The sequence below is a fragment of the Pseudomonas sp. CDFA 610 genome (assembly GCF_021147865.1).
In the GTDB taxonomy this organism is placed as follows: domain Bacteria; phylum Pseudomonadota; class Gammaproteobacteria; order Pseudomonadales; family Pseudomonadaceae; genus Aquipseudomonas; species Aquipseudomonas alliivorans.
Genome location: NZ_JAGTPM010000004.1, coordinates 103,967 through 127,697, shown reverse-complemented (window position 1 = coordinate 127,697; position 23,731 = coordinate 103,967). Strand labels below are relative to the sequence as shown.

The 23,731-nt window shown below is 59.2% G+C and carries 24 protein-coding genes; 11 read left to right on the top strand and 13 right to left on the bottom strand.

What is annotated here, in order from left to right; all coding sequences use genetic code 11:
- Positions 1 to 31 precede the first annotated feature (31 nt).
- Positions 32 to 1,336 carry a 4-aminobutyrate--2-oxoglutarate transaminase gene (gene gabT / locus KDX39_RS08530; RefSeq protein ID WP_231660031.1) on the bottom strand — a complete coding sequence of 435 codons (1,305 nt, stop codon included), beginning with the start codon at positions 1,334 to 1,336 and terminating at the stop codon, positions 32 to 34.
- Between the two features lie 282 nt (positions 1,337 to 1,618).
- Here gabT and KDX39_RS08525 point away from each other — a divergent pair, with 282 nt between their 5' ends.
- Together KDX39_RS08525 and KDX39_RS08520 are read left to right on the top strand one after the other, a co-directional pair.
- Positions 1,619 to 2,548, top strand: coding sequence for a 2-hydroxyacid dehydrogenase (locus tag KDX39_RS08525; RefSeq protein ID WP_231660030.1), 930 nt, complete (start codon positions 1,619 to 1,621; stop codon positions 2,546 to 2,548).
- Between the two features lie 77 nt (positions 2,549 to 2,625).
- On the top strand, positions 2,626 to 3,276 hold the full coding sequence (locus tag KDX39_RS08520) for a TetR/AcrR family transcriptional regulator (protein ID WP_231660029.1): 651 nt from the start codon (positions 2,626 to 2,628) through the stop codon (positions 3,274 to 3,276).
- Positions 3,277 to 3,296: 20 nt separating this feature from the next.
- Here KDX39_RS08520 and KDX39_RS08515 read toward each other — a convergent pair whose 3' ends face one another.
- The 7 genes from KDX39_RS08515 to KDX39_RS08485 form a co-directional block, all read right to left on the bottom strand.
- Positions 3,297 to 4,412 carry an RHS repeat-associated core domain-containing protein gene (locus KDX39_RS08515; protein WP_231660028.1) on the bottom strand — a complete coding sequence of 372 codons (1,116 nt, stop codon included), beginning with the start codon at positions 4,410 to 4,412 and terminating at the stop codon, positions 3,297 to 3,299.
- Positions 4,413 to 4,685: 273 nt separating this feature from the next.
- On the bottom strand, positions 4,686 to 4,901 hold the full coding sequence (locus KDX39_RS08510) for a TOBE domain-containing protein (protein ID WP_002555770.1): 216 nt from the start codon (positions 4,899 to 4,901) through the stop codon (positions 4,686 to 4,688).
- A gap of 27 nt (positions 4,902 to 4,928) precedes the next feature.
- On the bottom strand, positions 4,929 to 5,741 hold the full coding sequence (ssuB, locus tag KDX39_RS08505; protein WP_231660027.1) for an aliphatic sulfonates ABC transporter ATP-binding protein: 813 nt from the start codon (positions 5,739 to 5,741) through the stop codon (positions 4,929 to 4,931).
- A complete protein-coding gene (gene ssuC, locus KDX39_RS08500; protein ID WP_231660026.1) occupies positions 5,738 to 6,535 on the bottom strand; it encodes an aliphatic sulfonate ABC transporter permease SsuC in 798 nt (265 codons plus the stop codon). The genes ssuB and ssuC overlap by 4 nt, the downstream gene beginning before the upstream one ends.
- A gap of 28 nt (positions 6,536 to 6,563) precedes the next feature.
- Complete coding sequence (locus KDX39_RS08495; protein WP_231660025.1) at positions 6,564 to 7,529, bottom strand: sulfonate ABC transporter substrate-binding protein; 966 nt, start codon at positions 7,527 to 7,529, stop codon at positions 6,564 to 6,566.
- A gap of 274 nt (positions 7,530 to 7,803) precedes the next feature.
- Complete coding sequence (locus tag KDX39_RS08490; protein WP_231660024.1) at positions 7,804 to 8,442, bottom strand: peroxiredoxin; 639 nt, start codon at positions 8,440 to 8,442, stop codon at positions 7,804 to 7,806.
- A gap of 169 nt (positions 8,443 to 8,611) precedes the next feature.
- The gene (locus KDX39_RS08485) at positions 8,612 to 9,964 is read right to left on the bottom strand and encodes an OprD family porin (RefSeq protein ID WP_231660023.1); all 1,353 of its coding nucleotides are present in this window, start codon (positions 9,962 to 9,964) and stop codon (positions 8,612 to 8,614) included.
- 775 nt (positions 9,965 to 10,739) lie between these two features.
- On the opposite strand from KDX39_RS08485, the gene tauA reads away from it, so the two are divergent.
- From tauA to tauC, 3 genes are read left to right on the top strand one after another with little or no spacing between them, the layout of a single operon-like run.
- Positions 10,740 to 11,717, top strand: a complete 978-nt coding sequence (tauA, locus tag KDX39_RS08480) for a taurine ABC transporter substrate-binding protein (RefSeq protein WP_231660022.1) — start codon at positions 10,740 to 10,742, stop codon at positions 11,715 to 11,717.
- Between the two features lie 24 nt (positions 11,718 to 11,741).
- Entirely contained in the window at positions 11,742 to 12,527 is a 786-nt protein-coding gene (tauB, locus tag KDX39_RS08475) for a taurine ABC transporter ATP-binding subunit (RefSeq protein WP_231660021.1), read from the top strand.
- Positions 12,524 to 13,354, top strand: a complete 831-nt coding sequence (gene tauC / locus KDX39_RS08470; protein WP_231660020.1) for a taurine ABC transporter permease TauC — start codon at positions 12,524 to 12,526, stop codon at positions 13,352 to 13,354. Before tauB ends, tauC begins: the two co-directional genes overlap by 4 nt.
- Before the next feature lie 279 nt (positions 13,355 to 13,633).
- Here tauC and KDX39_RS08465 read toward each other — a convergent pair whose 3' ends face one another.
- A complete protein-coding gene (locus KDX39_RS08465) occupies positions 13,634 to 14,074 on the bottom strand; it encodes a hypothetical protein (RefSeq protein WP_099227298.1) in 441 nt (146 codons plus the stop codon).
- Between KDX39_RS08465 and trmL the strand changes: the two genes are divergently transcribed.
- On the top strand, positions 14,073 to 14,528 hold the full coding sequence (gene trmL, locus KDX39_RS08460; protein WP_231660019.1) for a tRNA (uridine(34)/cytosine(34)/5-carboxymethylaminomethyluridine(34)-2'-O)-methyltransferase TrmL: 456 nt from the start codon (positions 14,073 to 14,075) through the stop codon (positions 14,526 to 14,528). The two genes, KDX39_RS08465 and trmL, sit on opposite strands and share 2 nt — an antisense overlap.
- Positions 14,529 to 14,681: 153 nt before the next feature.
- Here the strand turns inward: trmL and secB are convergent, their stop codons facing one another.
- Genes secB through KDX39_RS08445 form a run of 3 tightly spaced genes read right to left on the bottom strand, consistent with a single transcriptional unit; the run spans position 14,682 to position 15,879 of the window.
- Positions 14,682 to 15,173 (bottom strand): protein-export chaperone SecB, encoded by a 492-nt coding sequence (gene secB / locus KDX39_RS08455; protein WP_004883102.1) that lies wholly within the window; start codon positions 15,171 to 15,173, stop codon positions 14,682 to 14,684.
- Between the two features lie 38 nt (positions 15,174 to 15,211).
- The gene (gene grxC, locus KDX39_RS08450) at positions 15,212 to 15,463 is read right to left on the bottom strand and encodes a glutaredoxin 3 (protein ID WP_231660018.1); all 252 of its coding nucleotides are present in this window, start codon (positions 15,461 to 15,463) and stop codon (positions 15,212 to 15,214) included.
- Positions 15,464 to 15,465: 2 nt separating this feature from the next.
- Positions 15,466 to 15,879, bottom strand: coding sequence for a rhodanese-like domain-containing protein (locus KDX39_RS08445; protein ID WP_024685360.1), 414 nt, complete (start codon positions 15,877 to 15,879; stop codon positions 15,466 to 15,468).
- 145 nt (positions 15,880 to 16,024) lie between these two features.
- Here KDX39_RS08445 and gpmI point away from each other — a divergent pair, with 145 nt between their 5' ends.
- The 4 genes from gpmI (at position 16,025) to KDX39_RS08425 (ending at position 21,172) form a co-directional block, all read left to right on the top strand.
- Positions 16,025 to 17,557 carry a 2,3-bisphosphoglycerate-independent phosphoglycerate mutase gene (gene gpmI, locus KDX39_RS08440; RefSeq protein ID WP_231660017.1) on the top strand — a complete coding sequence of 511 codons (1,533 nt, stop codon included), beginning with the start codon at positions 16,025 to 16,027 and terminating at the stop codon, positions 17,555 to 17,557.
- Between the two features lie 153 nt (positions 17,558 to 17,710).
- On the top strand, positions 17,711 to 19,021 hold the full coding sequence (locus KDX39_RS08435) for a murein hydrolase activator EnvC family protein (protein ID WP_231660016.1): 1,311 nt from the start codon (positions 17,711 to 17,713) through the stop codon (positions 19,019 to 19,021).
- Positions 19,022 to 19,054: 33 nt separating this feature from the next.
- A complete protein-coding gene (locus tag KDX39_RS08430; RefSeq protein WP_025993337.1) occupies positions 19,055 to 20,386 on the top strand; it encodes a S41 family peptidase in 1,332 nt (443 codons plus the stop codon).
- Between the two features lie 3 nt (positions 20,387 to 20,389).
- Positions 20,390 to 21,172 carry a divergent polysaccharide deacetylase family protein gene (locus KDX39_RS08425; RefSeq protein ID WP_231660015.1) on the top strand — a complete coding sequence of 261 codons (783 nt, stop codon included), beginning with the start codon at positions 20,390 to 20,392 and terminating at the stop codon, positions 21,170 to 21,172.
- 3 nt (positions 21,173 to 21,175) lie between these two features.
- On the opposite strand, the gene KDX39_RS08420 is transcribed toward KDX39_RS08425, so the two are convergent.
- Positions 21,176 to 21,931 (bottom strand): substrate-binding periplasmic protein, encoded by a 756-nt coding sequence (locus KDX39_RS08420; RefSeq protein ID WP_231660014.1) that lies wholly within the window; start codon positions 21,929 to 21,931, stop codon positions 21,176 to 21,178.
- A gap of 236 nt (positions 21,932 to 22,167) precedes the next feature.
- Between KDX39_RS08420 and KDX39_RS08415 the strand changes: the two genes are divergently transcribed.
- Positions 22,168 to 23,682 (top strand): trypsin-like serine peptidase, encoded by a 1,515-nt coding sequence (locus KDX39_RS08415; RefSeq protein ID WP_231660013.1) that lies wholly within the window; start codon positions 22,168 to 22,170, stop codon positions 23,680 to 23,682.
- Positions 23,683 to 23,731 lie beyond the last annotated feature (49 nt).

Below are 23,731 nucleotides of genomic sequence, written 5' to 3'. Positions count from 1 at the left end.
AGCGTCTTGCAACACCACGACCGGGCCGGGCTCAGTTGGATTTCAATACTCGTGCCAGCGCGGCGTCGAGGATGGTCAGTGCTTCGTCAACCTGCTGCTCGGTGGTCACCAGCGGTGCCAGGAAGCGCAGCACGTTGCGGTACACGCCGCACTTGATCACCAGCAGGCCGCCGATGCGTGCCTGATCAATGATCTTCGAGTTAAGGTCCGCGTCGGGGCTGCGCTCGGCATCGTTCTTGACCATTTCCATGGCCAGCATGAAACCGGTGCCACGCACGTCACCGATGCAGCTGTAACGCTCCTTTAGCTTGAGCAGGCCGGCACGCAGGTGCTGACCCAATTGCTCGCCACGCGCCAGCAGATTTTCCTGCTCGTAGGTGTCGATGACTGCCAGCGCGGCGGCGCAGGACAGCGCATTACCGCCATAGGTACCGCCCAGACCGCCCGGAAGCGGTGCGTCCATGATCTCGGCGCGGCCGACCACGCCGGACAACGGCATGCCGCCCGCAAGGCTCTTGGCGACCGTGACCAGATCCGGCTGGATTCCGGCGTGCTCGAATCCGAACCACTTGCCGGTACGACCGAAGCCGGTCTGGATCTCATCCAGAATAAGCACGATGCCGTGCTGTTCGGTCAGCGCACGCAGCGCTTTCAGAAACTCGACCGGTGCAGTCAGAAAACCACCGTCGCCCTGCACAGGCTCGATGAGAATGGCCGCCACGCGGTCGGGTGCAACCTGGGTCGCCAGCAGTTCATGCAGCGCGGCCAACGCCATGTCGCTGGTGACACCGCGGTACTCGTTCGGATACGGGGTGTGAAACACCTCGGGTGCCATTGGCCCGAAGTTCTGCTTGTACGGCTGGCTCATGCCGGTCAGCGTGGTGCCGAGCAAGGTGCGGCCATGAAAGCCGCCACGGAAAGAAATGATCGCCGGACGATTGGTGTGAGCGCGAGCAATCTTCACCGCGTTTTCCACCGCTTCGGCGCCAGAGGTAAAGAACACCGCCTTGTGATCGATGCCGCTCGGCCCTGCCACCAGCAGACTCAGGCGTTTTGCCAGGTCCACGTAAGGCTGATAGGAAACCACCTGAAAACAGGCGTGCGTGACTTTTTCCAGCTGCCCCTGGATGGCCTTGACCACGTTCGGATGGTTGTGGCCAATGTTCAACACCCCAATGCCGCCCACGAAGTCCAGATAACGCTTGCCGTCGACGTCCCACAACTCGGAGCCCTGCGCACGGTCGATAACCAGTGGATGGGCCGTGACGATGCCGCGCGGTACGAATTGATCGCGCTGACGGAGCAGATGAGGTGTTTCGTCGACTTTGCTGTTCATGGTTTTACCTATAGTGAGCCAGGCAACCGGCGGGTGGCTGCGATGCTGTTCAGGTTAAGCGTTCGGCGAAACGATCTAAGCCGAACTTGGCCCCTCAGAAGTCCATATCGACTGTTTTTCACCTCGCAAACGGCAGATTCCTTCACGCTCTCGAAGGCCCGGTTAATCTGCCGCAAAACGCACTTTTTCAGCGCGTACAGCGCTTGAGAACGGGCCTTTCAACAGATCGTGCTTCAGCGTTGCGGCAAGATGGAGCCCCACTCTCATACTCAGGAAAAGCCCATGCCCGCCTTCCTCTATAAAGCCGATCCTGCACGCGCCGAACGCTGGCGAGCACTGTTCGCCGAACACGCGCCAGACATCGAATGGCGGGAATGGCCAAACATCGGTAATCCGGACGACGTGCATTATCTGGGCGCCTGGCTGGCACCGGATGATTTGCAGGAGGTACTGCCGAACCTGAAAGTGTTGTTCGCGCTGTCGGCGGGGGTCGATCAACTGGACCTGCGCCGCATACCGAAATCGCTGCCGGTCGCGCGCCTGCTCGATCCGGGCATCAGCCGGGGCATGTGCGAATACGCGACGTTTGCGGTGCTGAGTCTGCATCGCGACATGCTGCGCTACAGGCAACAACAGGTAGAAGGACGCTGGAAAGCGCATCCATTGACCCCCGCCCACCAGCGCCGGGTAGGCGTGATGGGGCTGGGCCTGCAAGCGCAGCAGATTCTGTCGAGCCTGAAACCGTTCGGTTTCGAGCTGTCAGGCTGGGCGCGCAGCGAGCATCGCATTGAGGGCGTGGCGTGCCATGCCGGTGAAAAACAGCTCCCGGCCTTTCTGGGGCAGTGCGACATTCTGTTGTGCGTGCTGCCCTTGACCGGGCAAACCGAAGGCATCCTCAATAGCAGGCTGTTCGAGCAACTGCCGCAAGGCGCTGCGCTGATCAATATGGGGCGCGGTGGGCATCTGGTGGAAAGCGATCTGCTGTCGGCGCTGGACAGCGGCCAGCTCAGCGCTGCAGTGCTGGATGTGCTGCAACAGGAACCTGCACCGGCCGATCATCCGTTCTGGGCACACCCGAACATTTTGCTGACGCCACACGTGGCGGCCATGACCCAGCCGGAAAGCGCGTTCCCGGGGCTGCTGGACAACATTCGACGCTTCGAACGCGGCGAAGCCATGAACGGCCAGGTGGATCGCGGCCAGGGTTACTGAACCACGAGCCGCTTCGCTTACCGACAGGCATGAAGGGTTTGTCTTACAATGGCGCTCGTTCAACCGAGAGCCTTGTCATGACCCGTACCGCCGCCCCGCGCAAACCCCGAGCACGCAGCCAGGCCAGGATCGACTCGATTCTGGACGCGGCCCGTACGTTGCTGGCGTCGGAAGGGGTGGCCAGCCTGTCGATTTACAGTGTGGCGGAGCGTGCGGGTATTCCGCCGTCCTCGGTCTATCACTTCTTCGCCAGCGTACCCGCGTTGCTTGAAGCCCTGACGGCAGACATCCATGCAGCCTTTCGCGCCTCGCTGCAAGCGCCTATCGAACATGACTCACTCGACAACTGGCGAGACCTGTCGCGGGTCGTAGAGATGCGCATGCTGGACATCTACAACGCCGACGCCGCAGCGCGTCAGTTGATCCTGGCGCAACACGGCCTGACCGAAATCAACCAGGCGGATCGTCAGCACGACATCGAACTGGGTCACTTGATGCTCGACGTGTTCAACCGCCATTTCCACCTGCCTGCACTGCCGGACGACGTGGATGTGTTCGCGCTGGCCATGGAGCTGGGCGACCGGGTTTACGCCCGCTCGGTGCAACTGCACGGTGAAATCACACCGCGCATGGCGGTGGAAGGGATGCGGGTGTTTGATGCGTACGTCGGCTTGTACTTGCCGCCCATCCTGGTCAAGAGAAAGCCGGCGGATGACAAAGCGCTGTAAGCGCGCCTTACTGTGAGGCGTCACTTAGACTGGCGCACCGCTCTGACATTATCACTGGTGCGCAACTCAAGCTCTTTCATAAATTGCTTGTAGCCGTCAGCATCCCTCTTTTTATTTGATTTCGCAGTCGCAAGTCCTCGCTTAAGACCAGAGTCATAACGCAGATTTCTGCCTTCAACGCTCAACGACGCCTCGTAATGCCGTATTAATGCATCTGCATCCTTGAACCTATTTTGAAAACGCCTTTCCGCAATATCAATCTGTTGTTTCGTCGACGGCGGGCTGGGGCTGATATCTCTGGACAATAAAGACTGTATCCTAGCCTTTTCCTCGTCAGACAGAATGCCGGTGTTGCCACGCCAACTATTCGCATGTCCCCCAGAGGAAGAGGCCGCAACGGGTACCGAGGAGGATGGTTGCGGCAGAGCGGAGGGTGGTGTGGAAGACGAACCGCTGCCCACCTGACCGACGGCGATGGGTGTCGACACCCGCGCAGGTGTCTGGCTTGTGCTGGCTCTCTGAATTGACATGCTTTGGGGGTTAAGTTGTAGGACAGTTGGGCGTGCCGCGTTCAATGATCTTGCATATCTTTGATAAGCTATATTTACGTGCCCTGTCGGGTCCTCAAAATTAACCGGATCACCCTCGCAATACGCATACGCATTCAACCCTCCGTCTTCAAACGGACTCAAACTGTCGGGGCTGTTGAACCGCATCAACACCGGATTGAACGCGCGGTAGCCATTACCCAGCAAATAATGCCCCGTCACCGGGTCGTACGGTTCGCCATTGAAGCCTGGCAAAGAGGCCTGGCCGCTCTTGATGGGGTGATGCCCGTAAGGCATATACGCCAGCGGTTCCAGCCCGGCATTGAACAGTTTCTGGAGCACGGAGCGGTGCTGATCCGTCGCCAGAATGTCGGTAGATGCCTCGCCTTGCGCCCACTGTGCCTGAGCCAGCAGCACGTCCTCATACTGAAAAATATGGCGCTGCACAGCGCCCTGAATTTCAGTCGCCAGACGGTTCTTCTGATAGAACCGCTGCACCTCGGTATCTGTCGCGGGAGCCTTGGCAGCCAGTCGGTCCAGCGCATCATAGCGATAGCGGCAAAGTGCGGTCTGCGCTGAAGAGGCCATGTCCAACCCTCCAAAGAATGATCATCAGCATCCCCTGATCCCGGGCCGAATTGTACCTGGCAGAACTGCTAGGCTCTGTACGAAAAGTGGCTGCGCTCGGTGATGCTGCGTTAAAAACAGGCTCGGAATGCTCATTTACAACACGTAGACTCCGCTTCCTCGCCTGTTTTTGCCTTGCCTGACCTTCGCTCGCCGACTTTTCGTACAAAACCTAGTCCAGACGAAAAAACCCCGAAGGGTCGTCACCGTTCGGGGTCGGGGGTTGAAGCCTGATCACAACTTGGCGATCGAGACCTCAGTGGATTTCACGAAGGCAATCACTTCGCTGCCCACGACCAGTTCCAGCTCCTTGACCGAACGGGTGGTGATCACGGATGTCACGACGCCGGACGCAGTCTGCACGTCGATTTCGGACAACACATCGCCGTGGACGATTTCCTTGATGGTGCCTTTGAACTGGTTACGAACGTTGATGGCTTTGATAGTCATGGCAGGTCTTCCTTTGGGGGATCGGGGTTAAGTGGCCCAGCGCAACTGCGTGGGCAGTGGTGATGAGGGTTCGGGCTCAGGCGGTGAGCCGGGAACGGCCAGCACCTGATTGAGCACCTGGGTTTCAAGTGCAGCGAGGCGATGCGAGCCACGGGCTCTGGGGCGCGGCAGTTCGACCAGCAGGTCGAGGCCGATACGCCCTTCTTCGATCAGGATCACGCGGTCGGCAATGGCAACGGCTTCGCTGACATCGTGTGTCACCAGCAGCACGGTGAAGCCATGCTGGTGCCACAGTTTTTCGATCAGTTGCTGCATTTCGATGCGCGTCAACGCATCCAGCGCACCCAGCGGCTCGTCGAGCAACAGCAGGCGCGGCTTGTGGATCAGCGCACGTGCCAGTGCAACGCGCTGCTTTTGACCGCCGGACAATGCGGCAGGCCATTCATTGGCACGCTCGGCCAGGCCGACGGCTTCCAGCGCTTCAAGAGCTTGTCCGCGCCAGTCGCCCGTCAGGCCGAGACCGACGTTGTCGATGATCTTTTTCCACGGCAGCAGGCGGGCTTCCTGGAACATCAGACGTGTGTCTTCGCGGGCATCACCCAGCGGCGCAGAGCCTGCGAGCAGCTCGCCCCGGGTCGGGCTGTCGAGTCCGGCCAGCAAGCGCAGCAGGGTGCTTTTGCCGCAGCCGCTGCGCCCCACCACTGCCACGAATTGTCCGGCCGGGATGTGCAGGTCGATGTCCTTGAGCACTTCACGTGAGCCGAACGCCTTCTTGATGTTCTGAATCGCCAGTGGAATGCCGCGCAGCAGGTGTGCCGGTTGTTGTTTCAGATTGCTCATGCGGCACCGCCTTTGCTGACTTGATAGGCCGGGTGCCAGCGCAGGCAGACCCGCTCCAGACCCCGCGCCGCCAGATCGGCGAGCTTGCCGAGTACGGCGTACAGCACGATGGCCAGCACCACGATGTCGGTTTGCAGAAACTCACGGGCGTTCATGGCCAGATAGCCAATGCCGGAGCTGGCCGAGATGGTTTCGGCCACGATCAGCGTCAGCCACATGAAACCCAGTGCGAAGCGCACGCCGACCAGAATCGATGGCATGGCGCCTGGCAGGATCACATGGCGAAACAGGCTGAAGCCGGACAGGCCATAGCTGCGCGACATTTCCACCAGCGCCGGGTCGATGTTGCGTATGCCGTGATAGGTGTTCAGGTAGATCGGGAACAGCGTGCCCAATGCCACCAGAAATATCTTGGCGGTCTCATCGATGCCGAACCACAGGATCACCAGCGGAATGAGTGCAAGATGCGGCACGTTACGGATCATCTGCACCGAGCTGTCCAGCAGACGTTCGCCCCATTTGCTCAGACCGGTGATGAAGCCCAGCGCAAGACCGATGCCGCCGCCGATCACGAAGCCGAGGCCGGCGCGCCAGCCGCTTATAGCCAGATGTGTCCAGATTTCACCACTGGAAACCAGCGTTACACCCGCCTCGATGACGGCGCTGGGTGCAGGAAGAATGCGTGTGGATAGCCAGCCGGCACTGACCGACAGTTGCCAGATCGCCAGCAGCAGGACAGGCAGCGCCCAGGGCGCCAGCCGATGAATGATGCGTTGCGAAGCACTGAGGCTCATGGAGTGGTCTCCTCGAAGGGCCTGTCAATCACTGTGCTTGAGCAACAGCAGCAGGTGGCGTCCAGACCACGTCAGCAATGCTGAGCGGCTTGGGGATCAATTTGAGCTGGTAGAAGGTGTCGGCGATCTTCTGTTGAGCGGCCACCACCGGCGGCGTGATGAACAACGCGCCATAGCCCTGACGCTTGACCGAAGTCAGCGTGATATCGGCTGGCAGCCCCAGCAAGGGCGCGACCTGTTTGGTCACTTCCTCGGGATTGGCCTTGGACCACTCTCCTACCGCACGCACTTCTTCGATCAGCGCCTGAATCACTTTCGGATTTTTCTGGGCGTAGGGCTTTGTCGCCAAGTAGAACTGATGGTTGTCGACGATGCCGGAACCGTCTCTCAGGGTGCGCGCCTGCAATTGTTTCTCGGCAGCGGCCTGGTACGGGTCCCAGATGACCCAGGCGTCGACACTGCCACGCTCGAACGCGGCACGGGCATCGGCGGGCGGCAGGAACACGGTCTGGATATCGGAGTATTTCAGGCCGGCATCTTCCAGCGCACGCACCAGCAGGTAATGCACGTTGGAGCCTTTGTTGAGGACGACTTTCTTGCCCTTGAGGTCCTTGACCGAGGTGATGGGAGAATCCTTGGGTACCAGAATCGCCTCACTGGTCGGCGCGGGCGGCTCGTAGGCCACGTACAACAGATCGGCACCGGCCGCCTGGGCGAACACTGGCGGCGTTTCGCCGGTGACGCCGAAGTCGATCGAACCCACATTCAGACCTTCCAGCAATTGCGGGCCGCCGGGGAACTCCGTCCACTGCACCTTCACGCCCTGCTCGGCCAGACGCTTTTCCAGAGAGCCTTTGGCCTTGAGGAGTACCAGCGTGCCGTATTTCTGATAGCCGATACGCAGGTCCTCGGCCTGAGCCTGACTCAAGGCACCGAACGTAACCGCGGCAGCCAACAAAGCGGCCAGACCTCGACGCAAAACAACTGTGCGCATGGCGCGCTCCTTATTAAGACTGGACTGGCGTGAACCGCCGGAATGGGATGACAGTAACAGCGATTTTTTATATCTATAAATCTCATTTTTTCATTTGGTTATTCCATAAGGAGATATACGGAAACCCTGCCTTGCGCTTATCACCCACCGAACGCCCGCACCGCGCAGAACCAGAGGCGAACGCTTTGGCGACAATCATCACAATGCTCAAAAACCGCCCATAAAAAAGGGCCGATCAATCGGCCCGAATACCCCACGCTTGGTGAATCAGGTATCAACGGTTCGGCTGAGGCGTCAGGCGCAGATAAGGCGTGACGGCCTTATAGCCCTTGGGAAAACGCTGCTTGATCTCTTCCTCGTCCTTGATCGACGGCACGATGACGACGTCCTCGCCATCCACCCAGTTGGCAGGTGTGGCGACTTTGTAGTTATCGGTCAGTTGCAGGGAGTCGATGACCCGCAGAATCTCGTGGAAGTTACGCCCGGTACTGGCTGGGTAGGTAATGGTCAGGCGCACCTTCTTGTTCGGATCGATCACGAACAAGGAGCGCACGGTCAGCGTGTCACTGGCGTTGGGGTGAATGAGGTCGTACAGATCGGAGACCTTGCGGTCCGCGTCAGCCAGAATCGGGAAATTGACCTGAGTGTTCTGCGTGGTATTGATGTCGTCGATCCATTTGACGTGCGAGTCGACCGGGTCCACTGACAGCGCAATCGCCTTGACGCCGCGCTTGGCAAACTCGTCTTTCAATTTGGCAGTGAAACCCAGCTCAGTGGTGCAGACCGGCGTGAAGTCTGCGGGATGGGAAAACAACACACCCCAGCTGTCGCCCAGCCACTCATGAAAGCGTATACGGCCTTCGCTGGAATCCTGTTCGAAGTCGGGGGCGATATCGCCAAGTCGCAGTGTCATGGTGTGGCTCCTGTCTTGTTCGATTGAGTCTTTTATTCAAGACCACTGTGCCTGCTGGCGAGGTAAATTAAAAAGAATGGATATCGCTTTGGTTAGATCGTTAACGAATATCAAAAAACAGGCAAAAGAAACCCCGCACGGGGCGGGGTTTCTTTGACGCTCAATACACTTACATGAAGTTGTAGGTGTAGTTGAAGATCAGACGGGTCTGATCGGTATCAGCAGTGGTTGCGCTGTCGCCGCGGAAAGTACCGTGACGCAGAGTGGTGCCGAAGCCCTTGAGTGGACCGCTCTGGACGACGTAGTCAACACGCATGTCGCGTTCCCACTCGGAGTGAGAGTCACGAGCACGGTTCACGTCACGGATGTCATCACCGCTCAGGTAGGCAATCGCAGCTTTCAGGCCTGGGACACCAACCTTGGCGAAGTCGAACGAGTACTGACCGAACGTAGTGTTTTCACCCGCGCGGTTGAAACCGTTGATCATCGAGTCAGTGAACAGGTAGAAGCTGGAGCCGCCGTTACCTTCCAGACTGCCAAGACCGTTGTTTTTACGAACGTTGCCTTGGCCGAGGTAAACCATGCCGCCGTCGTCGCCTACCTGCTGGTGACCAACCATGAGCGCGTGGCCGCCCAGGGTGTAGGTGAACATGGCAGACCAGGTCTGGTTATCAACTTCGCCCGGAGTCTTGGCATAGCCACCGTTGTTGCTGAAGCTGTAGCCCGAAGTGTTGCTGCTGTTCTTGCCGTCAGCGCTGCTGTTGAAATAACGCAGGTCAGTCTTGAAGGACTGGTTGTCGTTGATCTGGTAAACGTGAACCAGACCCAGGAAGTGCTGCTTGTAGAAGTCTTCCAGGTTGGCGTAGTAGTACTGAAGGGTCAGGTCTTTGGTGACTTTCCAATCAGCACCGGCAAAGCGGAACTCGTCGCTGGTCTTGGCAGCACCGGCCACGGACAGGTCAGTCCAGTTGCTCGAAGCACGGCCAATGGATTTGCTCAACTGACCGGCAGTAAAGGTCACATTGTCCAGATCCTTGGAGGTCACGATGCCGCCTTGGAAGGCTTGCGGCAACAGACGACCGTCGTTGCTGACCAGAATCGGCAGGTTAGGCGCCAGAGCGTTACCCACTTTCAGCTCGGTCTTGGAGAAGCGGACCTTGGCGTTGGCGCCGGCACGGCTCCAGTCGCTGACAGAAGAACCGTCAGTGTCGGTCGGAACAACGGTGTTGGACGTGGCGGCGTTGTGGTGCTGAATGCCACCACCCAGGTGCAGACCCATTACTGCCTGTGCATCAAGACCGAAACCGACGGTGCCTTGAGTGTAGCCAGACAGGTAGTCGAACTTCAGGCCAGTAGCGGTTTCGCGCTGATCCGGAGCACGACGGCCTTCACGCAGGTCGTTGTTGAAATACAGAGTACGAGAACTGATGGACGCTTTACTGTCTTCGATGAAACCAGCTGCACCGGCCTGTTGCGCCAATACACCAACGGTTACGGCCAGGGCCAGGGTGGACTTCTTCATTGCAACGCTCCTCGTGAATCTAATTTTTTATTTCCACGGTGCCGGGCATTTTTGCCCTGACCCATGGATTCGCGCAGGTGACAGGCCCGACCTTGAGGTCAATGGTTTCTGTGCACCCCGACTGCATGACTAGACCGCGCATGTCAGTGGCTGGACGATAGTGAAAACCCTGAAGAACAGAAAGGAATCAATCAACCCCAATCAATAACTTTTCGGCATATGTCACAACTCGTGTCAATCACGACGTCACGGAGTGTATCGACCTAATTCGCTAATTCACAAAATATATTTTGCTACCGCTCGTCAGATCGCTCTGTTTCGTGCAACCAAATGGCCAGTTCAAGACCCGCCGGTCACGCCCACCCCAAAGAAAGCCTTTAGCCATCTCAGCTAAAACCCTTACAGGTCGGGAGCTTCGGAGAGAATAGGGATCAATTGTTACAGTTGTCATCGCTTCGCAGACGCACCATCACCTCCCTCAATTTTTTTTTGAAGAATGGTTTTCAGGCCATAAAAAGGCCGTTTTTGCCTGTTGAAACACGCTCAACAAAGGTGCAAACCTGAACAAATCGTCCGTTTTACTGTCCTGCGCCAGCAATGTGAGCCAGTTGGCAGATGCAGAATAGACGTGAATGTGCGGTTTGCCCGTTTGCATTCCCCAAAAAGAGACACAGCCGTTTCTAAGCTAATGCACAAACGTTATTTATATTGCGATTCTTAGATCATTTAGGCTCCAGATCAGCCAGTACCCGGCCCGCCTGATTCGGAGCAACTCATGAAACTGCATTTTTCCTTGCGCCTGCTGACGGCGTTGTCGCTGACGGGCGCTGCGTTTATCGCGCAGGCGGCTGACTTTACGGTGGCGTACCAGACCACCGTCGATCCGGCCAAGGTGGCCCAGTCCGACAGTGCCTATGAAAAAGCCACTGATTCGAAAATCGCCTGGCGCAAGTTCGAAAACGGAGCTGACGTGATCACCGCAATTGCTTCCGGAGACGTGCAGATCGGTTACCTGGGTTCAAGCCCGTTCACAGCAGCCGCCACCCGCAAGCTGCCCGTCGAGACCTTCCTCATCGCGACCCGGATCGGTGCCGCAGAAGCGCTGGTGGCGCGTAACGGGTCGGGGATCGATTCGCCGCAGGACCTGATCGGCAAGAAAATCGCCGTGCCATTCGTGTCCACCGGGCACTACAGCCTGCTGGCCGCGCTCAAGCACTGGAACATCGATCCGGCCAAGGTGACGATTCTGAATCTGGCTCCGCCCGCCATCGCTGCGGCATGGAAGCGTGGCGACATTGATGCCACTTATGTCTGGGACCCGGCACTGGGTGTCGCCAGGGAAACCGGCAAGGTACTCATCACCTCCGGCGAACTGGCCAAGGTCGGCGCACCGACCTTTGATGCCTGGATCGTGCGCAAGGACTTCGCTGCCAAGCACCCTGACGTGGTCAGCGCTTTCGCCAAAGTCACGCTCGACGCCTATGCCAGCTACCGTCAGGACCCGAATGCCTGGATCGCCAACGCGTCCAACATCGACAAGCTGACCCGGCTTTCCGGGGCCAAGGCCGCAGACATTCCGGCCCTGCTGCAGGGCAATGTCTATCCGCTTGCCGCAGATCAAGCCACGCTGCTCGGCGCACCCACCATCGAAGCTGTGACCAAAACCGCCGCGTTTCTCAAAGAGCAAGGCAAGGTCGACGCCGTACTGCCTGATTACTCACCGTACGTGACGGACAAATTTATCCCTCGCTGATTGACCCGGAAGGAGCCAAGGGCCATGGCCTTATTGAAGCTGGAGCGCATCGGCGCGCAGTATCCCGGCGCAGCGCAGCCCGTGCTGACGGACATCAACCTGAGCCTTGGCCCCGAGCAGTTGCTGGTAGCACTCGGGCCATCCGGCAGCGGCAAGACCTCGCTGCTGAACCTGATTGCAGGCTTCGTCAAACCCGCGACAGGACGCATTACGCTGGACGGCGTAGCGGTTGAAGGGCCCGGTGCCGAGCGTGGCGTCGTCTTTCAGGACGACGCCCTGCTGCCCTGGCAGGACGTGCTGGCTAATGTCGCTTTCGGCCTGGAACTGGCAGGCGTCGGGCGGGCCGAGCGGGAAGCGAAAGCGCGGGATATGCTCGCGCTGGTGGACCTGAGCGGCTTTGAACAACGGCGCATCTGGCAACTGTCCGGCGGACAACGCCAGCGTGTGGGTCTGGCACGGGCGCTGGCCGCAGACCCTCGGGTGCTGTTGATGGACGAGCCCTTCGGCGCACTGGACGCCTTCACCCGTGAAAGCATGCAGGAACTGCTGCTGCAGGTATGGCGACGCACCGCCAAGCCGGTTTTTCTGATTACCCACGATATAGAAGAAGCGGTTTTCCTTGCCACGGATCTGATCCTGCTCGCGCCCGATCCGGGGCGCATCGCCGAACACCTGCGTCTGGACTTCGGCCAACGCTACAGCGCTGGCGAATCGGCGCGGGCAATCAAGTCTGATCCACAATTCATCGAAACCCGTGAGCACGTGCTGGCCAGCGTCTTTTCGCAACGCGCCCGGGAGCAGCACGCATGAACAGCTATGAACTGAGCAACCCGGTCAAATCCGGTGTTCCGGCACGGCGGCCGCTCTTACACCTGAGCACCCGCGCCATCAGCGTCGTGACCCTCGTTGTGCTGCTGGCACTGTGGTGGGCCGTGACTGCAGCCGAATGGATCGAGCCCTTGTTTCTGCCGCCACCCTCGGCGGTGCTGGAAAAAGCCTGGCTGCTCCTGACCAAGGGCTACATGGATTCCACGCTCTGGCAGCATCTGGGCGCCAGTCTGCAACGTATCGGTCTGGGCCTGGGCGCAGCGATCCTGACGGCCATTCCGGTGGGAATTGCCATCGGCCACAACCGTATCGCGCAGGGCATTCTGGACCCGCTGATCGAGTTCTATCGCCCGATCCCGCCGCTGGCCTATCTGCCGCTGATCGTGATCTGGTTCGGTATCGGCGAGTTTTCCAAAGTGCTGCTGATTTACCTGGCGATCTTCGCGCCCATCGCGATTGCCACCGCAACCGGCGTGCGCACGGTCGATCCGGCAAGGTCGCGCGCTGCGCAATCACTGGGCGCTACTCGCTGGCAACTGATCCGCCATGTCATCCTGCCCAGCGCACTGCCGGACATCCTGACCGGCATTCGCATCGGACTTGGTGTGGGCTGGTCGACACTGGTCGCCGCCGAACTCATCGCCGCCACCAGCGGGCTGGGGTTCATAGTGCAGTCGGCGGCGCAGTTTCTGGTTACCGATGTCGTGGTGCTGGGGATTCTGGTGATCGCCACCATCGCTTTCGTCATGGAGCTGAGCCTGCGGGCGCTGCAACGTCGACTGGTGCCATGGCACGGTCAGCATCACTGATTCGGACAGTTCAGGACACAAATTGCATCAGCTTGGTGTGGCGCACGGTTGTGATGCGCAAATTGGGTGCACAAACAAAGACGATGGCGGAACGGTCGGGAGGATAGGAAACACTCGCTCAACAGCATCGGATTCATCGAAAGCCGCTCATTAGCGGCTTCAGAGGCACTGGAACAAGTTTTATCGCTTCTTTTGTCAAAACTGGCACGCTGCCTGCAAAAGGTATTACATCACCAGTTTTGGGGACCTTGGTACAGGCAGGCCGGGGAATCCCCTCTTTTATTCCTCCCGGAGACTGACCTCCAGTCTCCAGCGCCCGTCCACCTTCTCAGTGCGCCAGTCGCCCTGAAGTGGACGGGCCGCCAGGAGCGTCAGCACCAACCCCTTCTCTCCTCGTTCCAGCTTCCAGCGCGCAACCTTGCTGTCGAATCGCAATTGGCCATTCCACGGCCGTCCTGAAGCATCGAGCCTGAGCACCACTGCGCCGTCCACCGTGCTGCCTTCATAGCGGGGTTCTTCGTCGAACCATAGCGCCAGGCCCGTGGGCAGCTCTTCAATCTGCTCCAGTTCTACCGGTACAGGCTGCTGCAGGCGACCGATGATGGTGCCGATGGTGAAGCCGACGATGGCCATCGAACCAAGAACACGCGGCCATAGCTTCGGTCTGGGGTCCTCTTCGGGGGTAGAATGCATCCCGTCCTTTTGTTCGGAGCCGTGCATGTTTCACGTCATCCTTTTTCAACCAGAAATTCCGCCGAATACCGGCAATGTCATCAGGCTGTGTGCCAATAGCGGCTGCACCCTGCATTTGATCGAACCGTTGGGTTTCGAGCTGGACGATAAACGCCTGCGCCGGGCGGGTCTCGACTATCACGAGTATGCCACGCTGCAGACGCACGCCGACCTGGCCAGTTGTCTGGAAAAGATCGGCAACCCACGGCTGTTCGCCTTTACCACCAAGGGCTCGCGGCCGTTTCATGATGTCCGTTTCGAGCCGGGCGATGCGTTTCTGTTCGGCCCGGAAAGCCGCGGCCTGCCTGCCGATATTCTCGACTCGCTAAGCGGCGACCAGCGCTTGCGCCTGCCCATGCGCGACGGCTGCCGCAGCCTGAACCTGTCCAACACCGTTGCCGTGGCCGTCTACGAGGCGTGGCGACAGCATGGGTTTGCGTAGCGCCTTGAGCGGAAGTGGACTGCATTCCCACGCGAGAGCCCTGGAATCAGGATTCTTCGTGGTTTGCGGCGAGACTGCGGTGTGTCAGTGGAAGGGTGTACCCCTCCACAAAAAAAGCGCCCCGAAAGGCGCTTTTTCATTCAGCCGTAACGCTTACTGAACAGTCGGCGTTTCGCCAGCTTCCTGCATGCGTTGCAGTTCCTGTGCGTACAGCGCGTCGAAGTTCACCGGAGCCAGCATCAGCGCAGGGAACGAACCGCGGACAACCAGGTTGTCGATGGCTTCGCGAGCGTAAGGGAACAGGATGTTCGGACAGAACGCGCCCAGGGTGTGGCTCATCGAAGCGTCGTCCAGGCCCTTGATCAGGAAGATACCGGCCTGCTGCACTTCAACGATGAAAGCGACTTCGTCGCCATTGTTGACGGTCACGGACAGGGTCAGCACCACTTCATAGAAATCGCCTTCCAGCGGCTTCTGACGGGTGTTGAGGTCCAGACTGACAGTCGGGGTCCATTCCTGGCGGAAGATCGCCGGGCTTTTCGGTGCTTCGAAAGACAGGTCGCGAACATAGATACGCTGCAGGGAGAATTGCGGAGCGTTTTCTTCTTCGTTGGCAACGGCGCCGTTGTTCGGTTGATCGGTCATTTCGGATCCTTCTCAAATGGGGCGGTTAAATAGGGGAATCAGCCGAGCAGCGCATCGAGCTTGCCGGCACGTTCCAGAGCGAACAGATCATCACAGCCGCCCACATGGGTCGAGCCGATCCAGATCTGGGGTACCGAAGTGCGACCGGCCTTTTTGGTCATCTCGGCACGAACCTGCGGCTTGCCATCGACCCTGATCTCCTCGAAGGCCACACTCTTGCTCTGCAACAACTGCTTGGCACGTACGCAATACGGGCAGTAGTCGCTGGAATAGACGATGACTTGAGCCATTTTCATTTCACCAATGGGAGATTGTCGCCGCGCCAGCTAGAGATACCGCCGGACAGCTTGGCCGCCTTGAAGCCGGTCTTGAGCAGCTCGCGGGCGGTGCTGCCAGCATGCTGCCCCATAGCGTCGACGATGATCAACGTCTTGTCCTTGTATTTCTGCAGTTCTGCGGTGCGGGTCAGCACTTTGTCCTGCGGAAAGTTCAGGGAGCCGACGATGTGGCCGTTGGCGAAATCCTTCTTGGAGCGCACGTCGATGACCACGCCCTGGTCGCTGTTGACCAGTGCGGTCAGCTCGCGGGTGCTCAGGCTCGCGCCGCCTTTGCTCAGTTCGTAAGCGATCAGCAGTCCCAACAGAATGACGAAGGCACCGGTGATCAAATAGTGGTTAGTAGCGAATTCAAGCAGATGAGCAACCATCGGTAGGTTCCAGGGCGTTAAAATGTCGGCCAGTATACACAGCACCCAAGGTCGGCCAAAGTCCGTACGGCAGTGACGCCGTTTGAACTTGTCCTTAAAATGCCGATCCCTTGTTCTTTATTCCAACCAGCCTCGAGTGGGTTCTATGACTGCCACCCCAAAACCTCTGGTCCTTATCATCCTGGACGGCTTCGGACACAGCGAACACCGTGAAGGCAACGCTATCCTGGCTGCGAAGATGCCAGTCATGGATCGCCTCTACAAGACCATGCCCAACGGCCTGATTTCGGGCTCCGGCATGGATGTCGGTCTGCCGGACGGGCAGATGGGCAATTCTGAAGTCGGCCACATGAACCTGGGTGCCGGGCGCGTGGTGTATCAGGATTTCACTCGAGTGACCAAGGCGATTCGCGACGGCGAGTTCTTCGAGAACCCGACCATCTGCGCCGCCGTGGACAAAGCTGTTGCTGCAGGCAAAGCCGTGCACATCATGGGCCTGCTGTCCGATGGCGGCGTTCACAGCCATCAGGACCATCTGGTCGCCATGGCCGAACTGGCCGTAAAACGTGGCGCTGAAAATATCTACCTGCACGCCTTCCTCGATGGTCGCGACACGCCACCGCGCAGCGCGAAGAAATCCCTGGAACTGATGGATGAAACCTTTGCCCGCCTGGGCAAGGGTCGCACCGCCACGATCATCGGCCGCTATTTCGCCATGGACCGTGACAACCGCTGGGACCGCGTTTCCAGCGCTTATAACCTGATCGTCGACAGCACCGCCGAATTCCACGCTGACAGTGGCGTGGCCGGGCTTGAGGCCGCCTACGCCCGTGATGAAAACGACGAGTTCGTCAAAGCCACGCGCATCGGTGATCCCGCAAAAGTCGAAGACGGCGATGCCGTGGTGTTCATGAACTTCCGTGCCGACCGCGCCCGCGAACTGACCCGCGTGTTCGTTGAGGACGATTTCAAGGACTTCGAGCGCGCTCGTCAGCCAAAGGTCAACTACGTCATGCTGACCCAGTACGCCGCCAGCATTCCTGCACCGTCCGCGTTTGCAGCAGGCAGCCTGAAGAACGTGCTGGGCGAATACCTGGCCAACAACGGCAAGACGCAATTGCGCATCGCCGAGACCGAGAAATACGCTCACGTCACCTTCTTCTTCTCTGGCGGTCGTGAAGAACCGTTCCCGGGTGAAGAACGCATCCTGATTCCTTCGCCGAAAGTTGCCACCTACGATCTGCAGCCGGAAATGAGCGCGCCGGAAGTGACCGACAAAATCGTCGATGCCATCGAGCATCAGCGCTATGACGTGATCGTCGTCAACTACGCCAACGGCGACATGGTCGGCCACAGCGGCATCATGGAAGCAGCGATCAAGGCCGTTGAATGCCTGGACGTCTGCGTCGGCCGTATCACCGAGGCACTGGAAAAAGTCGGTGGCGAAGCGCTGATTACCGCTGACCACGGTAACGTCGAGCAGATGACCGATGATCACACCGGCCAGGCTCACACCGCGCACACCTCCGAGCCCGTACCTTTCGTATACGTCGGCAAGCGCCAGCTGAAAGTCCGCGAAGGCGGTGTTCTGGCAGACGTTGCGCCAACCATGCTGCACTTGCTGGGCATGGAAAAACCGCAGGAAATGACCGGCCACTCGATCCTCGTGAACGAGTAACCGGCTGAAAACCGGCACAAGGCCATCAGGCAGTGCCGGTTTTTTGTGTTACAGGCCCCAAAGCAGTACGACCGGGGCGTTTTTTTTGTACCCCATGCCGGGCATACTAGGCCTGACATTTTTTCTCACAATTCCTCGGTATCGCCCACCCTCATGCTTCGCGCCTTGATCGCCCTTGTTCTGATCTGCCTGCTCAATCCGGCGTTCGCCGAAGACGAGCGTGCGCAAACCCAAAAACAGATAGACGCTGCGCGTCAGGATGTGGCTGAGCTGCAGAAAGCCCTGAAACAGGTTCAGGAAGAACGCACAGGCGTCCAGAAGGACCTGCGCACCACCGAAACGGAAATGGGCAAGCTGGAAAAGCAGGTCGAGGTCCTGCAAAAGGAACTAAAAAAGACCGAAGCCGAGCTGACGAAGCTCGACGGTGAGAAAAAAAAACTGAATAGCGCCAAGGTCGAGCAACAACGCCTGATTGCCATTCAGGCCCGCGCCGCCTACCAGAGTGGTCGCCAGGAATACCTCAAGTTGCTGCTCAACCAGCAGCACCCCGAAAAATTTGCCCGCACTCTCACTTATTACGACTACCTGAGCCAGGCGCGTCTGGAGCAGCTGCGCAACTTCAATGAAACCCTGCGTCAGCTGGCCAATGTCGGTAAAGACATCGACCTGCAACAGGCCCAACTGCTGGTTCAGAAGAGCAACCTCGACAGCCAGACAGAAGAATTGGCCAAGGTTCGCCAGGAGCGTCAGCAGGCTTTGGCTAAACTCAACCAGGACTACAAGGCCCGCGACCAGAAGTTGCAGGCCCGTCAGCAGGATCAGGCCGATCTGGCCAAGGTCCTGAAGACCATCGAGGAGACGCTGGCCCGACAGGCCCGCGAAGCCGAAGAGGCGCGCCAGAAAGCGCTGTTGGCGGCAAAGGAAGCCGAAGAGAAACGCCAGCGTGAAGCCCAGGCCGTCGCCCGTAACAGTGGCAAAACTGACGATGAACCCGCTCCGCGCCGCCCGGTCAAAAGCCCCGGCGCGCTGGTTTCCAGCGCCGGTGTTTCGTATGGCGGACCTTTTGCCGAGGCCAAGGGAAAACTTCCATGGCCGATCGATGGTCGATTGCTTGCACGTTTCGGTGAAGCGCGCGGTGATGATGAGCGGACCAAATGGGACGGCGTCATGATCAGTGCCTCGGCCGGAAGTCAGGTACATGCCGTACACGGAGGGCGAGTGGTTTTCGCTGACTGGTTGCGCGGCGCCGGGCTTCTGGTCATTCTCGACCACGGTAATGGCTATTTGAGCCTGTACGGACACAATCAGAGCCTGCTCAAGTCGGCAGGCGATATCGTAAAAGCCGGTGAAGCGATTTCCACCGTAGGCAACAGCGGCGGTCAGGACACATCAGCGTTGTACTTTGCTATTCGTCAGCAGGGTCGCCCAAGCGATCCAGCCCAATGGTGCCGCACTCAAGGATAAGTCGGCACCAATATCAGTAGGAGCTCGTCAGACATGCTGCATTTGTCCCGCCTCACCTCGCTGGCCATGGCGATTGCCATCGTTATCGGCGCGCCGCTGGCGCAAGCTGCCGAAAAAACCACGCCAGCCCCGACAGCAGCAGTCGCTCCGGCCAATGCCAACGCCAAACCGCCGCTGCCGCTCGAAGAGCTGCGCACGTTTGCCGAGGTCATGGATCGGGTCAAGGCCGCCTACGTAGAGCCGGTGGACGACAAGACCCTGCTGGAAAACGCCATCAAGGGCATGCTCAGCAACCTTGATCCGCACTCTGCCTACCTTGGCCCGGAAGATTTCCAGGAGCTGCAGGAAAGCACCAGCGGTGAATTCGGCGGCCTGGGCATTGAAGTCGGGGTGGAAGACGGCCTCGTCAAAGTCGTTTCGCCCATCGACGATACGCCGGCCTCCAAGGCTGGCATCGAAGCCGGCGACCTGATCGTGAAGATCAACGGCGCGCCGACGCAGGGCCAGACCATGCAGGAAGCGGTCGACAAAATGCGCGGCAAGATCGGCGAAAAAATTACCCTGACGCTGGTACGCGACGGCGGCACCCCGTTCGACGTGACGCTGGCGCGCGCGACCATTCAGGTCAAGAGCGTGAAAGCGCAGATGCTGGAGAACGGCTACGGCTACATCCGCATCACCCAGTTCCAGGTCAAGACCGGCGACGAGGTCGGCAAGGCGCTGGCCAAGTTGCGCAAGGACAACGGCAAGAAAATGAGCGGCCTGATTCTGGACCTGCGCAACAACCCTGGCGGCGTATTGCAGTCGGCGGTGCAGGTGGCGGACCACTTCCTTACCAAAGGCCTGATCGTCTACACCAAGGGCCGTATCGCCAACTCCGAGTTGCGTTTCTCGGCAGACCCGGCAGACGCCAGTGAAGGCGTGCCTCTGGTCGTGCTGATCAACGGCGGCAGCGCCTCGGCGTCGGAAATCGTCGCCGGTGCGTTGCAGGACCAGAAACGCGGCATCCTGATGGGCACCGACAGTTTCGGCAAAGGCTCGGTGCAAACCGTACTGCCGCTGAACAATGATCGCGCACTGAAGATCACCACGGCGTTGTATTACACGCCAAACGGTCGCTCGATTCAGGCACAGGGCATCAACCCTGACATCGTGGTGCGCCGCGCCAAGGTCACCAACGAAGTCGATGGCGAAAACTACAAGGAAGCCGACCTGCTCGGTCACCTGGGTAACGGCAACGGCGGCGCGGACAAACCGACCCTCAAGGGCGGCGCGGCAGCCAAGGCGCGTCCGCAGGACGACGACTTCCAGCTCAGCCAGGCCCTCAGCCTGCTCAAGGGGTTGAGTATTACGCGCGGCAACTGACGGATGCGTATTCTCTGCCTTCTGCTGTTGGGATTCTCGATCACTGGCGCTGCCCACGCAGCGTCAGTCGAGACCAGCACAAAACCGGCCAAAGCCTACCTCAGCCTGATCATCGATGACCTGGGCCAGAACCCCGAACGCGACAGCCGTACGCTGGCGCTTCCCGGCCCGGTCACCCTGGCGATCATGCCCGACACACCCCACGCCACCGACTTTGCCAGACAGGCGCACCGTGCGCACAAGACCGTCATGCTGCACATGCCCATGGACCCGGCAACCGGTCCCTATGCGTGGCACCCTGAACTGCCGTTGCCGGAACTTGAAAGCCGCCTGAATGCCGCACTGCTCAAAGTGCCGTACGCAGCAGGCATCAACAACCACATGGGCAGCCGCATGACCGCAGAGCCGGTTGCCATGGCGTGGTTGATGGAAGAGTTGCAGCGTCGGCACATGTTCTTCGTCGACAGTCGCACCAGTGCCAAGACAGTTGCCGCCGCCCAGGCGCAACGTATCGGTCTGGCCAGCGTGTCCCGCGATGTGTTTCTCGACGATGAGCGTAATGCCGAAGCCATTACCCGGCAGCTTCAGACCGCGATCAGACTGGCACAAAAGCAGGGCTCGGCCGTGGTCATCGGCCACCCCTACCCTGTCACGCTGGATGTGCTTGAGCGCGAACTGCCCAAACTGAAAGCGCAGGGTATCGAGTGGATCGAACTACGTGAAATGATCAGCCAGCGTGGCAACAAGGCCATGGCCGGTCATGGCAAGGACGGGACCTATCGCTAGGTTTTACAAGTAACGGTCGCTGATCTTCTTCAACTGCCCTTCGTCACGCATCGTATCCAGCGCAGCCTGCAGGCGATCCACCACGTCCTGCGGTGTGTCCTTGTTCAAAGCCAGATACAGCTCGGCGGTGTGGAAACGCAGCACGATCCTGAGACCAGTGATGCCTTCCTGCCTGGCCAGGTAAAGGCCCACAGGATCGGCCGTTGCCCAGAGATCGATCTGCCCGTTGACCAGTTTTCGAGCATTGTCCTGATCGCGCAGCATGACCACCGGATCGAGGCCCTTGAGCGCGAGATGCTCGGCTACCGCATCGCCCTTGTAGGCGCCGATCTGGTAACCCTTGGCCTGCTCCAGACTCGACAGGGCAATCGTGCTGTTTGCCGATGCCAGCAGTACCCAGTCAACCGGCCCGATCGGCCCTACCCACTTGAAGAGTTTTTCCCGCTCCGGCGTACGCACCGTGGAGAAAACACCATAGCCGTGCTTTTCCAGTGCAAGCTTGTATACCCGCTCCCAGGGAAAACGCAGGGTCAGGTTGTAGCCTACACCGGCACGCTTGAACATCTCGCGAACCACATCCACGGCAATGCCATTGATGTTGCTGTCCTGAGCGAAATTCTTGCCATCCGCTGCCATGTTGTAGGGTGGGTAGTTTTCGGTCAGCAGAACCATTGAGTAGCCCGGCGAAACGTCAGCATGGGCGACCTCGCTGAGCAGAACCCCTGCTCCGACCAGTGCGAGAAAAAGACGTTTGAGCATGTTCCGGCACTCGATCTTGAACGACTGAGGCAGAGTGCCGTGAACCTGCCGCACTGTCTAGCCCGCGACTTGTGGATGTCGCTTTCAAGCACATTCCGCCGATGACCTATCCCATCGACGCCCTCACAAAAACCGGCCCCGTTAACTATTTACGGCACAGACCGATTCGAAAAGCATTTTGATAGGCCGCGTCAGCACAACTGACCCAACACCCTCGCCTATCAAAGGAATGATAAATGAGCCTAAAAAAGAAACCGTACCTGGCCCTGCTCTCGGCCTGCGTATGCAGCATTGCGCTGGCCCAGCCAGGCGATTACGGCAACGGCATCGCTGCGTTCGCACCTTCCGTGCTGCTGGAAAACAAGGATGGCCGTTTCAATCACTGGAACGGTATCGGTCGCATGGAAAGCATGGAAAACCGGATGTGCACCGCAGTACTGATCGATACCCGAACTGATGCCAATGCCGATGCACCTGCCTATGTGCTGAGCAGCGGCCATTGCACCTATGTCCAGCCCGGTCAGGCGGCCACGGACCTGGAAATCGAAGGTCATGTGGAATTCAATTACTTCAAGGACATCCCGCCGGGTAAACGTCCGGTTTATCCATTGAAGAACATCCACTGGAGCAGCATGCGCGGCGTCGACCTCGCCTTGCTGGAGTTGCAGGCACCGCTGTCGCGTCTGCTGGAAGATGGCATCACGCCCATGAAACTGTCCGGGACTGCGGCGCAGACGGGCAGCGAAGTCCTGTCGGTCAGCGCTCCGCTGGCGCCCAACGGCCACACGCTGCGGCTTTCTGCCTGCGAGGTGGACGCTGTCGTGAACATCATCGAGCATCCCTATGCGTGGAACGCGAACCTGCGCAACCGCTGTGAAGACGTATTGCCGGGCAGCTCCGGCAGTCCTCTGATTGATCGTCATACCAACACGATCATCGGCATCATGGGCACCGGCACCCGGGGCGCCACCGAGCAGAGCCGCTGCTTTGCCGATTCGCCTTGTGAAGTCAGCGATGGCAAGGCCACCTGGTCAGCCGACACGACCTACGCCAGCCCGATCGACGTATTGCACGCCTGCTTCGTCGAGGGTGTTTTCGAGCGTTCGCTCCCGGCCTGCAGACTGCAGACCGACGCCCGGGTGACACTGCCCAACCCGTATTATCAGAAGCACATGATGAGGCTGGAACGCGACGCGCAAGGCGCAGTGATTGCGCCACGCTGGGACATGAAGTTCACCATCAACACCTCACAGTTCAAATTCAAGACCACCCGCAACCCCAGCCAATGCCGCGAACCGGAGGGTTATCGCAGCTCACGGGACGCACGCACCGCGCACATCAATTCAGTGATCGGCACCGAGCCCGGCTTGTATTCGCTGTGTATCGTCGGCCACAACGGCAACGAAGGCGATCTGCCTGGCGTGCGGGAAAACGCCTTCATTCACAGTGTGGAACTGGTGGATTCCGGTGCAACACCTGCGCCTGCTGTCACGGTCACGCAACTGGACACCGGCAAGTACCATGTCGCCTTCACCCGCAGCCTGCCAACGCACGCCAGCCATGCCTTCAAGTTCGGCGCGCCAGACTCGACCGATTGCGCGGATCCGAAGGGCTACAAGACGGTCTACTACAACTTCAACATCAGCACCCGGTTGCTTCCGGCCACGCTGTGTACTGTGGCCAAAGATGCGTCGGGACAGGCTTCCGAGCCTCGTGTCGACAGCCTGATCGCACCCGCAACCGATAACTGAAACGAAAACGAGCGCGCTGACCGGGTCAGCGCGCTCGTCTGTTTTTCGA